Genomic DNA, 14,127 nt, shown 5'->3' on the forward strand with positions numbered 1-14,127 from the left:
TTTGTTGTTTTGTTTTTTTCCGGCCTGGCCCCGTCGGGCCGGCCGCGCTCCCCCCCCCCCCTCGACTCTACAGAGAGGCAAAAAAAACGCCGGAAGCTTTCGCTTCCGGCGTTTCTGGCTACCAAACGGTAGCAGACGGATTAGACCGCCTGCACCTGGTCAGCCTGCATACCCTTCTGGCCCTGGACGGCGATGAAGGTAACCTTCTGGCCTTCCTGCAGGGTCTTGAAGCCGGTGCCCTGGATGGCACGGAAGTGCACGAACAGGTCCGGGCCGCTTTCCGGGGTGATGAAGCCGAAGCCCTTGGCGTCGTTGAACCACTTGACGGTGCCGGTCTGACGATCAGACATTTGACTAACTCCTGAAACACATGTTGAAAAAATCGCAGCCACCGGGAATCGGGGCCGAGACTGAGTTGCAGGCGTTGGTAAAGCGGATCGATGAGCGGATCGTGAGATCAACTGCACCAGGCCACGATTCACGGTGACCCTAGCAAACACAGTGGATCGAACGATACGCGTGTTTTGGGGAAAAAGCGATAGCCCTGACATTCATTGCCATCGCCAGCCCCGCTAGGCGTGGCAAGGCTTGGCACCGGATCGAGGCTAAACCCGAGTCCCCATTCAGGATTTTCCTACCCTACACTGGGTAGATGACTGAAGCTGAAACCCAAGCTGAACAGGGCCGACCGAGGATCTGGGTCGATGCAGACGCCTGCCCCGGCGTCATCCGCGACATCCTGTTCCGCGCCGCCGAGCGGGTCGGCCTGGAACTGACCATGGTCGCCAACCAGTGGATCCGCACCCCACCCTCGCGCTGGCTGCGCTCCATCCAGGTACCGCAGGGACTGGACGTGGCCGACAGCGCCATCGTCGAACGGGTGGCCGCCGGCGACCTGGTGGTCACCCAGGACATCCCGCTGGCCGCGCTGGTGCTGGAAAAGAAGGCCGTGGCCCTGAACCCGCGCGGGCAGCTGTACACCGCCAACAACATGGCCGAGCGGCTGTCGATGCGCAATTTCATGGAAGAACTGCGTGGCGCAGGGGTCCAGACCGGCGGCCCGCCGCCGTTGGGCCAGCGCGACCGCCAGCTGTTCGCTGCCGAGCTGGACCGCTGGCTGGCCCGTGTGAAGCCGTGAGGCTGCAACCGCGCTGATCAGCGCCTTTCCGGCAGCTGCAACGCGCGCTCGCTGCTGAACGCCCGCCGCTCTCCGCTCAGCGGGTCCTGGAACGCCAGGGCCCGCGCCAGCAGCTGCAACGGCGGCGCCTGCAACGGATCGGCCGCCGGCTGCAGCTGCGGGTACAGGTCATCGCCGAGGATCGGAGCGCCCAGGGCCGCCATGTGCACCCGCAGCTGGTGCTTGCGCCCGGTTTCCGGCTGCAGCCGGTAATGCCAGACCGCTCCGTCGGCGGCAATCACCTCCACCCGGGTGCGCGCATTTGCCTCGCCTGGCACTTCGGCCATGCGGAAGAACGGCTCGCCGGCCACGAGCCGGCTCAGCCGCTGCAACGGAAACGCCAGGCCCGGCAGCGCCGGCGCCAGCGCTTCGTAGGTCTTGTCGATGCGCCGCTCGCGGAACAGGCGCTGGTAGGCGTCGCGCGAATCCGCCCGCTGCGAGAACAGCACCAGCCCGGCGGTCAGCCGATCCAGCCGGTGCAGCGGTACCAGGTCGGCATTGCGGGTGAGCGCCACCAGGCGCGCCAGCAGCGTCTCGCGCACGTAGCCGCCCGCGGGGGTCACCGGCAGATAATGCGGCTTGTCGGCCACCAGCAGATGCTCATCCTGGTAGAGGATGCGCTCGCTGAACGGAATGGACGGCTCGTCACTGACTTCACGGAAATAGAGGATCTCCAGCCCGACCTGCCAGTGCTGGTCCGCCGCGAGCGCCCTGCCCTGCGCGTCCTGCACGCGGCCGCGGGCGAAACGGTCCTGCCACTGCGCGCGGTCGATGCGCGGGAAACGCGCGCACAGCCCGTCGAGCAGGTTCGGCCAGTCCCCCGGCGGCAGCTGCAGGCGGCTGGGCAGCGTCGTCATGTCCGTCCCATCAGCGGGCAATCCATCAGGGGGAAGACAGCAAGGGTGCCACCGTTGACGCCCGGCAGACACCCGGACCACGGACACCCCTCCGGCAAACCTCTATCATGCTCGTCTTTAGTGCACGGATTCCCCATGGCCCTCACCGCCACCATTCGCAAGGCCGAGCTGCAGATCAGCGACATGGATCGCGGCTACTACGCGACCCACAACCTGACCCTGGCCCAGCACCCGTCGGAAACCGACGAGCGCCTGATGGTGCGCCTGCTCGCCTTCGCCCTCAATGCCGATGACCGCCTGGAGTTCGGCCGCGGCCTGAGCACCGACGACGAACCGGACCTGTGGAACCACGATTACACCGGCGACATCCTGCAGTGGATCGACCTGGGCCACCCGGACGAATCGCGCGTGCGCAAGGCCTGCAACCGCAGCCGCCAGGTGCAGGTGGTGAACTACGGCGGCAATGCGTCCGAGATCTGGTGGAACAAGCAGGGCAAGAGCCTTGCCCGCTTCGACAACCTGTCGGTGGTCGACCTCGACGGCGCCTTTGTCGAACAGTGGGGCCAGCAGATCCAGCGCGCCATGCGTTTCAGCGTGCTGATCCAGGACGGCGAGGTGCAGCTCCTCAACGACCAGATGCAGCTCGACATCATTCCGAACTGGCGCAAGCGCGCCAAGGCATGAGCACGATCCGCTGCGACGTGCTGGTCATCGGCGCCGGCGCGGCTGGCCTGATGACCGCGATCACCGCCGGCCAGCGCGGCCGCCACGTGCACGTGATCGACCATGCCAACAAGGTCGGCAAGAAGATCCTGATGTCCGGTGGTGGCCGCTGCAACTTCACCAACACCGGCACCACCCCGGCCAACTTCGTCTCGGCCAACCCGCATTTCTGCAAGTCGGCCCTGGCGCGCTATTCGCCGTGGCACTTCATCGAGATGGTGGACAAGCACGGCATTGCCCATCACGAGAAGGAGCTCGGGCAGCTGTTCTGCGACATCTCGTCCAAGCAGATCGTAAAGATGCTGGTGGACGAGTGCCAGGCCGCGGGCGTGCAGATCCGCACCGACTGCAGCGTGCAGCGCATCGAGCACGGCAGCGATGGCTTCCGCGTGCACACCGGCCAGGGCCTGTTCCACTGCGCCTCGCTGGTGGTGGCGACCGGCGGCCTGTCCATCCCCAGCATGGGCGCCACCGGCTTCGGTTATGAGCTGGCCCGCCAGTTCGGCCACCAGGTGCTGCCCACCCGCGCCGGCCTTGTGCCGCTGACCCTCAGTGGCACCCACCAGGAGCGGCTGGCCGACCTCAGCGGCGTCGCCCTGCCGGTCGAGGCGCGCTGCAACGGCAAGCGCTTCCAGAACTTCATGCTGCTGACCCATCGCGGCGTCAGCGGGCCGGCCATCCTGCAGATCTCCTCGTTCTGGCAACCCGGCGATGCACTGGAGCTGGACCTGCTGCCGGGCCAGGATGCGACCGAGTGGCTGCGGCAGATGAAGCGCGACCGCCCGGCGGCCGGACTGCGCACGGTGCTGGCCGAGGTGCTGCCCAAGCGCCTGGCCCAGCGCCTGTGCGAACACTGGCTGCCGGACCGCCCGGTGCGGCAGCTGGATGAACCGGTGCTGCGCCAGGCCGGGCAGCTGCTGGGCGCCTTCCCGCTGGTGGCCAGCGGCACCGAGGGCTACCGCACCGCCGAGGTCACCCTGGGCGGCGTGGACACCGCCGAGGTGTCGTCGGCCACGATGGAATCCAAGCGCGTGCCCGGCCTGCATTTCGTCGGCGAAGTGCTGGACGTGACCGGTTGGCTGGGCGGCTACAACTTCCAGTGGGCCTGGGCCAGCGGCCATGCCGCCGGCAGCGTGGTGTGAACCGCATCGCCGTTCCAACCCCGCAAGGGGCGAGCGCATGGACGGACCGCCGCGCATCGTGTATCTAGATTTGCAGATTGGGGAGCAGTGCATGCAGAACGCGAACGACATCACCATCCGGCTGCTGATCGTCGATGACAGCGGCGAGAACGCCGAAGCCATCGTCAGCACCCTGCGCAACAGCGGCATCGCCGTGCGCCCGTGGCGGCCACATGATTCGGCCGAGCTGTCGCAGGTGCTGGCCAGCCAGGCCATCGACCTGGTGCTGGCCTCGCCGTCGCAGGGCATCCCGCTGCCGCTGGTGGCCCAGCACATCGCCGCCAGCGGCAAGGACATCCCCTTGGTGCTGCTGGCCGATCGCATCGACGAGGACGAACTGGTCCAGGCCAGCAGCAACGGCGTCCGTGCCCTGGCGCTGCGCCAGCGCAATGAGCACCTGCTGGCGGTGGTCCGCGACCAGTGGGTCGACCTGCAGGCGCGCCGTGGCCTGCGCCGCATCGAGGCGCAGATGCGCGAGACCGAGCGCCGCTGCGACGCGCTGATCGCCTCCTCGCGCGACCCCATCGCCTATGTCCACGAAGGCATGCACATCCGTGCCAACGATGCGTATCTGGAAATGTTCGGCTACGAGGACTTCGACGAGGTCGAAGGCATCTCGCTGCTGGACATGGTCGCCGCCCAGCACGTGGACAGCTTCAAGCAGCTGCTGAAGTCGCTCAGCCGTGGCGAGGCGCCGCCGCCGCAGTACCAGCTGGATGCGCGCCACCAGGATGGCAGTGCGTTCCCGGCCACCATGGAATTCACTGCCGCCACCTACGAGGGCGAGTCCTGCCTGCAGGTGGTGTTCCGCCGCCGCCTGGAGCTGGACACCGAACTGGCCCGCGAGGTCGAGGACCTGCGCCAGCGCGACCAGGTCACGGGCCTGCTCAACCGCCCCACCTTCATGCTGCAGGTGGAAGATGCGGTGGCCCAGGCCGGGCGCAGCGAGGGCCAGTTCGGCCTGCTGCTGGTCGAGCCGGACCACTACGCGCGCCTCATTCCCGATATCGGGCTGGACTCGGCCGACGCCCTGATCGGCGCGATGGCCGCGCTGCTGGCTGAAGTGGTGGGCAATGACGCGCAGATGGCACGCTTCGGCGAACACAGCTTCGCGGTGCTGCAGTCCGGCGCCTACGCACAGACGATGGCCATGGCCGAGCGCATCCGCGAAGCCTTTGCCGCACACGTGTTCACCATCGGCGCGCGCTCGGCCACGGTCACCGTCAGCCTCGGCGGCGTGCAGGTGGGCGAAAAGATTGCCAGTATCGGCCAGGTACTGGCGCGTGCCAGCGAATGCGCGCAGGCCGCTGCCGCACTCGGCAATACCACGCGCATCTTCGACCCGGCCGCGGTTGACCGCATCGAGGAAGAGCGCGTGCAGCGCTGGGTCGCGCGTATCCGCGAAGCGCTGGCCGGCGACGGCTTCCAGCTGCACTACCAGCCGGTGCTGAACCTGCAGGGCGAGCCGCTGGAACTGTACGAGGCCTACCTGCGGCTGGAGCACAACGGCGAGCTGCTCAGCCCGACCGCCTTCCTCGGCATCGCCGAGGAGCACGGCCTGCTGGGCGACATCAACCGCTGGGTCGTCTCGCAGGCCATCAGCGTGCTGGGCGCACGTGCTCGCGCAGGCCATCAGACCCAGATCCTGGTCAAGGTCACCCCCGAGTCGTTCGACGACCCGAAGCTGATTGCTACGCTGCGCCAGCAGCTGCAGGCACAGGGCGTGCCGGGCGAGCGCCTGTGGCTGCATGCGCCGGAGGCGAAGGTGTTCACCCACCTGCGTGCCGCCCAGCAGTTCCTGGCCGACGTCGCCCCGTTGGGCTGCCGGATCGGCCTGGAGCAGTTTGGTTCGGGGCTGGATTCGTTCCAGCTGCTGGCCCACTTCGAGCCGCAGTTCCTCAAGCTGGATCGCGGCTTCACCAGTGACCTGGCGGCGACCCGCGAGAACATCGACCGCATCAGCCAGATCACCGCGCGTGCGCAGGAAGCAGGCATCCGCACCATGGCCGAGTTCGTCAGCGATGCCAACTCGATGACCCTGCTGTTCAGCGCGGGCGTCGACTACGTGCAGGGCGAGTTCGTCGGCCCGGCGCTGCCGTCGATGAACTTCGATTTCGGCTGAACCCGGCACTACCGCCGGTCGCGCAGGTAGCGCCGGGTCATACCCGGCGAGCGCAGCGGGATCCACGGCATCCGCCGGGCATGGCCCGGCGCCACCGTCTATCGCGTCAGGTCAGGTCAGGTCGACCAGGTTGGCGATCTTCACGTCCGGGTTGACGTCGGCTTCGTAATCGACGCCTTCCACGCCGAACCCGAACAGGCGCAGGAAGTCGGCCTTGTAACCGGCCAGGTCGCTGATCTCGTACAGGTTCTCGTTGGTCACCTGCGGCCACAGCTCCAGCACCTTGCCCTGCACTTCCGGGGCCATTTCCTTGTAGTCGGCGCGCAGGCGGCCTTCCTCGTCCACCAGGGCGACGGTACGGCCCTGGCCATCGACCAGGTCGTGGCGCAGGCGGTCTACGGCCACGCCGTCAGCCTTGCCGCCGTAGAGGATGCCGTACAGCACGTCGAGCTGCTCGATGCAGCCTTCGTGGGTCCCCTGCGCCTTCATCACCTTGAACAGCAGCGACAGGTACAGCGGCATGGTCGGGATGGCCGAGCTGGCCTGGGTGACCACCGCCTTCAGCACCGACACGCGCGCGTCGCCGCCGATCTTCGCCAGCGATGCGCGCAGGCCCAGCACCTTGTCGTCGAGGTCCTTCTTGGCCGCACCGATCGAACCGTTCCAGTAGATCGCCTGGGTGATCTCCTCGCCCACGTAGGTGAAGGCGGTGGTGGTGCAGCCGTTGGCGAGCACGCCGGCCTCGGACAGCGCGTCGATCCACATCTGCCAGTCTTCGCCGCCCATCACCGCGACGGTGCCGGCGATTTCCTCGGCCGTGGCCGGCTGCAGGTGGGTCTCGGTCAGCACTTCCTTGTCGGTATCCAGGCCGCGCAGGACGATCGGCTCGCCGATCGGCTTCAGCGTCGAGCTGATGATGTCGCCGGTCTTGGGGTGCTTGCGGCGCGGCGCAGCCAGGCTGTAGACGACCTGGTCGACCTGGCCGAGATCGGCCTTGATCATCTCGATGGTCTTGGCCTTCACTTCATCGGAGAAGGCATCGCCGTTGATGCTCTTGGCGTACAGGCCGGCTTCGTCGGCGTACTTGTGGAACGCGGCGGAGTTGTACCAGCCCGCGGTGCCCGGCTTGGTTTCGCTGCCCGGACGCTCGAAGAAGATGCCCAGTGTCGCGGCGCCGCTGCCGAAGGCGGCGGTGATACGCGCGGCCAGGCCATAGCCGGTGGAGGCACCGATGACCAGCACGCGCTTGGGGCCGTTCTGGATCGGCGGGCGGGCGCGGATATAGTCGATCTGCTGCTTGACCGCGGCCTCGCAGCCGGTCGGGTGGGTGGTGACGCAGATGAAGCCGCGGACGCGCGGTTTGATGACCATGGATACCTCGGGTTGGCAGATGCGGCGCACGGGGCGCTCAGCAGGAATACGGGCGCGCGCAGGCGCGCGCGAACCGCAGGATCGTAGTGCGCGGGGGAAGAATGCACAACCGACGCTGGCGTAGGGTGGGGTTTTCTTTTTGCAGGGCTTGCAGCCCTGCACCTGCTTCAAGCCACTGCAACGTCAACGTCAACGTCAAAAGCTGGGGTCCTGAGGGTTGGCGGGGTGGGTCCGGTTGAGGGGGACGCTGCAAGTACGTCCCTGTAAGCTCGGTCGCCGCATCCATGCGGCTCACGCCCCCTCAACCGGACCCACCCCGCCTTCGACAGTTCTCGGCGATCTGCCGGAACGGCGTTCTGCTCTGGTGGGTGCCGACCGTTGGTCGGCACGGGGTCGAACATCGATGTCTGACAGAAAAATCGTGTCGACCAAGGTCGACACCTACCAACAGCCGCGCGCCCCAGTAGATCCGCGCCATGCGTGGATGAATTCATTCGACATCTGACAGATGTGTCGATCAACGGTCGGCACCCACCAACAGCCGTGCGGAACCGGTCTGGGGCAAAGCCCCCTGAGCCGGGGGGCGGACGCGAAGCGGCGGGGGTCTGGGAGCTGGTAAGTGGGGCCCACGGTTCGCGCAGCGAAGCGTGGGAGCGGCAGCGCGCATGCGATGACGCGTACCAGGGCGCAGCCCTGCCAACAAAAAACCCCGCTTGCGCGGGGTTCTCTGTGTACTGCGTGCAGCGGGGGCTTACGGACGACGGGCCAGGGCCTCGACGTCCTTCGCCTTCGGCAGCAGATCCTGCTTGGTCACGCGCAGCGCACCAATGGTCAGCATCGGCACCGCCACCAGGATCGAGGACAGCACCACGATCACCGCACCGATCATGTGGGTCTCGGCCAGGCCTTCCATCGAGCTGCCGCCGTACAGGTACAGCGCAAGTGCCGACAGGAAGAACATCACCGCGGTGATCACCGTACGCGACAGCGTCTGGTTGATCGAACGGTTCAGCACTTCCATCGGCTCGGCACGCAGGCTGCGGAAGTTTTCGCGCACGCGGTCGAAGACCACGATGATGTCGTTGATCGCAAAGCCCATCACCGACAACAGGCCGGCCAGCACGGTCAGGTCGAACTCACGACCCAGCAGGGACACGTAAGCCACCGTCACGATCAGGTCGAACATCGCCACGATGCTGGCGGTGACCGCGAACTTCCATTCGAAGCGCACCGCAATGTAGATCAGGAAGCCGGCCAGCATGAAGATGGTGGCGTACAGACCGTTCATCGCCAGGTCCTTGCCGATCTGCGGACCAACGAACTCGTTGCGCAGCACGGTGGCCTGGTTGTCGGCGGTGGACAGCGCCTTGACCACCGCCGCAGCGGTGGCCTTGTCCTCGGCGGCGGCCGCACCGGTACCCGGGGCGTGCTCACCGTGCGGGGCCAGGCGGATCAGCAGGTCGGTATTGCCACCGACGCTCTGCACCTGGGCGCCTTCAAAACCATTGTCCTCGAGCTTGGTGCGGACCTGCTCGACGTCCACCGCGTGATCGAAGCGGGCTTCGATCAGGGTGCCGCCGGTGAAGTCCAGGGCGTAGTTGAAGCCCTTGAAGCCGATGATGCCGATCGATGCCAGGAACACGATGATCGTGACGACCATCGCGACATGGCGCCAGCGCATGAAGTCGATCTGGGTGTCGTTCGGGAGGATGTGCAGCGGAAAAATTTTCATGTGCGTGTCGTCCCGTCAGATGGCCACGTTCTGGAGCTTCTTGCGACGGCCATAGATCAGCGTCGCCAGGGCGCGCGACACGGTGATCGCAGTGAACATCGAGGCGAAAATACCGATGATCATGGTCAGGGCGAAGCCCTTCAGCGGACCCGTGCCGAAGGCGAACAGGGCCACACCGACGATCAGGCCGGTCAGGTTGGCGTCAAGAATCGTGCCCGACGCACGTTCGTAACCGGTCACGATCGCGGTCTTGCCCGGCACGCCGGCACGCAGCTCTTCACGGATACGCTCGTTGATCAGCACGTTGGCGTCCACCGACAGGCCGACCGACAACGCCAGGCCGGCGAAGCCAGGCAGGGTCATCGTCGCGCCGAACAGCGACATCACTGCCACCACGATCAGCAGGTTGAACAGCATCGCCAGCGAGGTGATCAGGCCGAACATGCGGTAGTAGATGGTGAAGAACACCAGGGTGAACAGGAACGCGTAGACCACCGCGGTGATACCGTTCTTGACGTTCTCCGCACCCAGGCTCGGGCCGACCACGCGCTCTTCGACGAAGTCCATCGGCGCTGCCAGCGAGCCGGACTTCAGCAGCTTGGCCAGGTCCTCGGCTTCCTTCTTCTGCAGACCGGTGGTCTGGAAGTTCTTGCCGAACACGCCGTTGATGTTGGCCACCGAGATCACCTCCTCGTTGACCTTGAAGCCACGCACCTCCTGGCCGTCAACGACCGTCACGGTCGGCACGCGCTCGGTGTACACCACGGCCATCGGCTTGTTTACGTTGGCGCTGGTGAAGTCGAACATGCGCTGGCCACCGACGTTGTTCAGCGTCACGCTGACCGCCGGGGCACCGCTGCTGGTGTCGGTCACCGCCTGTGCGCCGACCATCTGGTCGCCGGTGACGATCACGCGCTTGTTCAGCAGCACCGGACCACCGCCTTCACGACGCTGGTAGACCTTGGCTTCCGGCGGGATGCGGCCGGAGGCGATCGCGTCCTGCGCATTGCCCTCGACCACCGCACGGTATTCCAGCGTGGCGGTGGCACCGATCATGCGCTTGGCTTCGGCGGTGTCCTGCACGCCCGGCAGCTGCACGACCACGCGGTCGGCACCCTGGCGCTGGATGATCGGCTCGGCCACGCCCAGCTGGTTCACGCGGTTGCGCAGGGTGTTGATGTTCTGCTCGATGGCGCCGTTGGCGATCTGCGAGATCTCGGTGTCCGGGATGGTCACCGTGATGCGGCTGCCGCTGACGTCGTAACCCAGGGTCGGCTGCGACTTGACCAGCGCCGTGCGGGCGTTGGCAGCGGCATCGTCACCGGCCGACGGGCTCAGGTTGGCCACGATGGTGTTGTCAGCGCGGCGTTCGACCGACTGGTACGGAATGCGCGCGTCACGCAGGGTGCTGCGCACGTCTTCGGTGTAGGCGTCCAGGCGCTTGTCCAGCGCAGCCTTCTGGTCGACCTGCAGCACGAAGTGCACGCCACCCTGCAGGTCCAGGCCCAGCACCATCGGGCGGCCGCCCAGCTTGGCCAGCCAGTCCGGCACGGTCGAGGCCAGGTTCAGGGCCACCGTGTAGTTCTCGCCGACGGTGTCACGCAGCGCATCGCTGGCCGCGGACTGGGCCTTCAGGTCCGGCAGGCGGACGATCAGGCTTTCCCCTTCCTTCTCGGCGCCGATCGTGGTGATACCGGCCTTCTTCAGGTCGGCCAGCACACGGTCGCGCAGCGCGTCGTCGACCGTACCGCCACGGTTGGCGGTGATCTGGACGGCGGGGTCCTTCTGGTAGATGTTGGGCAGCGCGTACAGGGCACTGAGCGCCAGTACGATCAGGATGACGACGTACTTCCAGCGTGGAAATTCGAGCATTGCTTGGGTCCCGCGCGGCGCCATCCCCGGCGCCGCGGTTGTGCATCGGAAAGGGAGTGGCTTACTGGGCCGACTTCAGGGTACCGGCCGGCAGCACGTTGCCGACAGCGCCCTTCTGCACGCGGATGCGCACGTTGTCAGCCACTTCGATGGTGATGAAGTTGTCGCCGATGTCGGTGACCACGCCGGCGATGCCGCCGTTGGTCAGCACTTCGTCACCGCGCTTGATCTTCTCCAGCATGGCCTTGTGCTCCTTCTGCCGCTTCATCTGCGGGCGGATCATCAGGAAGTACATGATGGCGATCAGGATGATCGGGAACAGCAGCGTGGTCAGGCCCATGCCCTGCGGTTGGCCACCGGCGGCCTGGGCGTGGGCGGCGGGAATCAGGAAAGCAAGCAGGTTCATCGTTGGTCCTTTGGTTGGGCGGCGCTCAGGCCCGTTTGACGGGCGCAGGGTGTCGACCGCGGATCTGGGTCAGCCTTGAAGTATGCCACGGCCCCGGACGTTCGTCCTTGGGCCGTTCGGCAGGGGTGCTCTGGGGTCACAGGGGCGGCGCGACCGCCCCGCGTGCTGCGTAGAAGGACTCGCGGAAGGCCTGGAAGGTTCCCGCCTCGATGGCCGCGCGGATGTCAGCCATCAGTTTCTCGTAGTAGAACAGGTTGTGCAGGGTACCCAGCATCGGCGCCAGCATCTCGTTGCAGCGGTCCAGGTGGCGCAGGTACGAGCGGGTGTAGCCGCCGCTGCAGGCCACGCAGCCGCAGCCCGGCTCGATCGGGTCCAGGTCGCGCGCGTACTGCGAGTTGCGGATGCGTACGGTGCCGAACGAGGTGAAATAGTGGCCATTGCGGGCATTGCGGGTCGGCATCACGCAATCGAACATGTCCACGCCACGGGCCACGCCCTCGACCAGGTCTTCCGGCCGGCCCACGCCCATCAGGTAGCGCGGGCGGTCGCCCGGCAGTTCCGGGTCCAGGTGGTCGAGCATGGCGTTGCGCTCGTGCTCCGGCTCGCCCACGGCCAGGCCACCGATGGCGTAGCCGTCGAAACCGATCGCCTGCAGGGCCTCGGCCGAGCGGCTGCGCAGGTCGGTGTGCACGCCACCCTGGACGATGCCGAACAGCGCCGCGTCATTGCCCAGCTCGTCATGCGCGTTGCGGCTGCGCTGCGCCCAGCGCAGGCTCAGCTCCATCGAACGGCGGGCAACATCCTCGGTGGCCGGGTACGGGGTGCACTCGTCGAAGATCATCACCACGTCCGAATCGAGCACCTTCTGGATCTTCATGCTCTCTTCCGGGCCCAGGAACACGCGGGCACCGTCGGTGGGCGAGGCAAAGGTCACGCCCTGCTCGGTGATCTTGCGGCGGTGGGCCAGCGAGAACACCTGGAAGCCGCCGGAGTCGGTCAGGATCGGGCCATCCCACTGGCAGAAGCCATGCAGGCCGCCGTGGTCGGCGATGATGTCCAGGCCCGGCCGCAGGTACAGGTGGAAGGTGTTGCCGAGGATGATCTCGGCGCCCAGCGCGCGCACCTGGTCCGGCAGGATGCCCTTGACCGAGCCATAGGTTCCCACCGGCATGAAGGCCGGCGTTTCCACCGTGCCACGCGGGAAGGTCAGGCGGCCACGGCGGGCACGGCCGTCGCGGGTCTGGAGCTGGAACTGCAATCGGGACATGGAACGGTCGTTCAGGCAAATAGTTGCCTATTGTCTCCGAAAGAGGCCGCTGTCGGTAGCGCCGGGCCATGCCCGGAGGAGACGGCCAGGGGTACCGGGTTCATCCACGCATGGCGTTGATATCACCCCCAGGGGTGCGCACCAGCGATGCGCACCCACCACCCGCAGGCAGAGGTCAGCCCGCCTGCGGGAACAGCAGCATCGCGTCGCCGTAGCTGAAGAAGCGGTAGCGCTGCTCGATCGCGTGCCGGTAGGCCTCGAACACGCGGTCCTTGCCGGCGAACGCGGAGATCATCATCAACAGCGTGCTTTCCGGCAGGTGGAAGTTGGTCACCATCGCGTCGACGCTGCGGATGCGGTAGCCCGGGGTGATGAAGATCTGGGTCTCGCCGGCAAACGGCAGCAGCTCGCCGTCGCGCATCGCGCTTTCCAGCGCGCGCACCACGGTGGTGCCCACGCCGATCACCCGGCCGCCCGCATCACGGGTGCGGCGCACCTGCTGGACCAGCTCCGCACCCACGTTCAGCCACTCGCGGTGCATCACGTGGTCCTTCAGGTCATCGGCACGCACCGGCTGGAAGGTGCCCGCACCCACGTGCAGGGTGACGTGGCCGAAATCCACGCCCTTGGCCTTCAGCGCCGCCAGCAGCGGCTCGTCGAAGTGCAGGCCGGCGGTCGGTGCGGCCACCGCGCCCACTTCACGGGCGAACACGGTCTGGTAGCGCTCGCGGTCGTCCAGGCCCGGCTCGCGCTGGATGTAGGGCGGCAGCGGCAGGCGGCCGGCATGCAGCAGCCACTGCTCCAGCGATTCGGGCACGTGGAACTGCAGCACGTAGAACTCGCCGTCGCGGCCCAGCACCTCGGCCTCGCCACCGGCATCCAGGGCGATGCGGCTGCCGGCCTTGGGCGACTTGCTGGCACCGACCTGGGCACGCGCCTGCTGGGCACCGAGCAGCCGCTCGATCAGGATCTCGACGCGGCCACCGCTGGCCTTCTGCCCGAACAGGCGCGCCGGGATCACCCGGGTGTCGTTGAACACCATCAGGTCGCCCGGCTGCAGCAGCGACGGCAGGTCGCGCACCTGCACATCGGTGAAGGCGGCCGGTGCCGGCGGCACCAGCATCAGACGGCTGGCCGAGCGTTCGGCCAGGGGCGCCTGGGCAATCAGTTCGGCCGGCAGGTCGTAGTGGAAATCGGACTTCTTCAAGGCAGTGATCGGCAACAGGTCGGCAATGGCGCGCATTGTACGTCCAGCGCCTGAGAGCCGGCGTGCTTCGTGCCGAACGTCGGGCAATATGCTGCTATGCAGCAGGTTTCTGCGGGGTTATCGCGCAAAAAAACAAGTGCTAGCATCGGGAAGGAAGTCCGCAGCACGAGTCCGCCCCAAGCGCGCGTGATGACGCGCGTTTTGCGTTTGAA

12 protein-coding genes are annotated in these 14,127 nt (G+C 66.8%); 4 read left to right on the forward strand and 8 right to left on the reverse strand.

Features of this window, described 5'->3' with window-relative positions; genetic code table 11:
* Nucleotides 1-140: 140 nt before the first annotated feature.
* Complete coding sequence (locus FJU31_RS09565) at nt 141-350, reverse strand: cold-shock protein (protein WP_004153307.1); 210 nt, start codon at nt 348-350, stop codon at nt 141-143.
* A gap of 302 nt (nt 351-652) precedes the next feature.
* On the opposite strand from FJU31_RS09565, the gene FJU31_RS09570 reads away from it, so the two are divergent.
* Nucleotides 653-1,138, forward strand: a complete 486-nt coding sequence (locus FJU31_RS09570; protein WP_150454548.1) for a YaiI/YqxD family protein — start codon at nt 653-655, stop codon at nt 1,136-1,138.
* Between the two features lie 17 nt (nt 1,139-1,155).
* On the opposite strand, the gene FJU31_RS09575 is transcribed toward FJU31_RS09570, so the two are convergent.
* The gene (locus FJU31_RS09575; protein ID WP_150454549.1) at nt 1,156-2,034 is read right to left on the reverse strand and encodes a pseudouridine synthase; all 879 of its coding nucleotides are present in this window, start codon (nt 2,032-2,034) and stop codon (nt 1,156-1,158) included.
* 135 nt (nt 2,035-2,169) lie between these two features.
* Here FJU31_RS09575 and FJU31_RS09580 point away from each other — a divergent pair, with 135 nt between their 5' ends.
* The 3 genes from FJU31_RS09580 to FJU31_RS09590 all read left to right on the forward strand — a co-directional run bounded on the left by FJU31_RS09580 (nt 2,170) and on the right by FJU31_RS09590 (nt 6,060).
* Complete coding sequence (locus FJU31_RS09580) at nt 2,170-2,718, forward strand: YaeQ family protein (protein ID WP_150454550.1); 549 nt, start codon at nt 2,170-2,172, stop codon at nt 2,716-2,718.
* Nucleotides 2,715-3,899, forward strand: a complete 1,185-nt coding sequence (locus tag FJU31_RS09585; protein WP_150454551.1) for a BaiN/RdsA family NAD(P)/FAD-dependent oxidoreductase — start codon at nt 2,715-2,717, stop codon at nt 3,897-3,899. The genes FJU31_RS09580 and FJU31_RS09585 overlap by 4 nt, the downstream gene beginning before the upstream one ends.
* A 91-nt stretch (nt 3,900-3,990) precedes the next feature.
* Nucleotides 3,991-6,060 carry an EAL domain-containing response regulator gene (locus tag FJU31_RS09590; protein ID WP_150454552.1) on the forward strand — a complete coding sequence of 690 codons (2,070 nt, stop codon included), beginning with the start codon at nt 3,991-3,993 and terminating at the stop codon, nt 6,058-6,060.
* 111 nt (nt 6,061-6,171) lie between these two features.
* On the opposite strand, the gene fabV is transcribed toward FJU31_RS09590, so the two are convergent.
* The 6 genes from fabV to queA form a co-directional block, all read right to left on the reverse strand.
* Nucleotides 6,172-7,431, reverse strand: coding sequence for an enoyl-ACP reductase FabV (fabV, locus tag FJU31_RS09595; RefSeq protein WP_150454553.1), 1,260 nt, complete (start codon nt 7,429-7,431; stop codon nt 6,172-6,174).
* Nucleotides 7,432-8,182: 751 nt separating this feature from the next.
* Entirely contained in the window at nt 8,183-9,163 is a 981-nt protein-coding gene (gene secF, locus FJU31_RS09600) for a protein translocase subunit SecF (protein ID WP_150454554.1), read from the reverse strand.
* A gap of 15 nt (nt 9,164-9,178) precedes the next feature.
* Nucleotides 9,179-11,035: a protein translocase subunit SecD gene (gene secD, locus FJU31_RS09605; RefSeq protein WP_188115481.1), complete on the reverse strand. Its 1,857-nt coding sequence runs from the start codon at nt 11,033-11,035 to the stop codon at nt 9,179-9,181.
* Nucleotides 11,036-11,096: 61 nt separating this feature from the next.
* A complete protein-coding gene (gene yajC, locus FJU31_RS09610; protein ID WP_057498089.1) occupies nt 11,097-11,441 on the reverse strand; it encodes a preprotein translocase subunit YajC in 345 nt (114 codons plus the stop codon).
* 136 nt (nt 11,442-11,577) lie between these two features.
* On the reverse strand, nt 11,578-12,708 hold the full coding sequence (gene tgt, locus FJU31_RS09615; RefSeq protein WP_150454556.1) for a tRNA guanosine(34) transglycosylase Tgt: 1,131 nt from the start codon (nt 12,706-12,708) through the stop codon (nt 11,578-11,580).
* A 175-nt stretch (nt 12,709-12,883) separates the two neighbouring features.
* Nucleotides 12,884-13,951: a tRNA preQ1(34) S-adenosylmethionine ribosyltransferase-isomerase QueA gene (queA, locus tag FJU31_RS09620; RefSeq protein ID WP_150454557.1), complete on the reverse strand. Its 1,068-nt coding sequence runs from the start codon at nt 13,949-13,951 to the stop codon at nt 12,884-12,886.
* Nucleotides 13,952-14,127 lie beyond the last annotated feature (176 nt).

The organism is Stenotrophomonas cyclobalanopsidis (genome assembly GCF_008710035.1).
Taxonomy (GTDB): domain Bacteria; phylum Pseudomonadota; class Gammaproteobacteria; order Xanthomonadales; family Xanthomonadaceae; genus Stenotrophomonas; species Stenotrophomonas cyclobalanopsidis.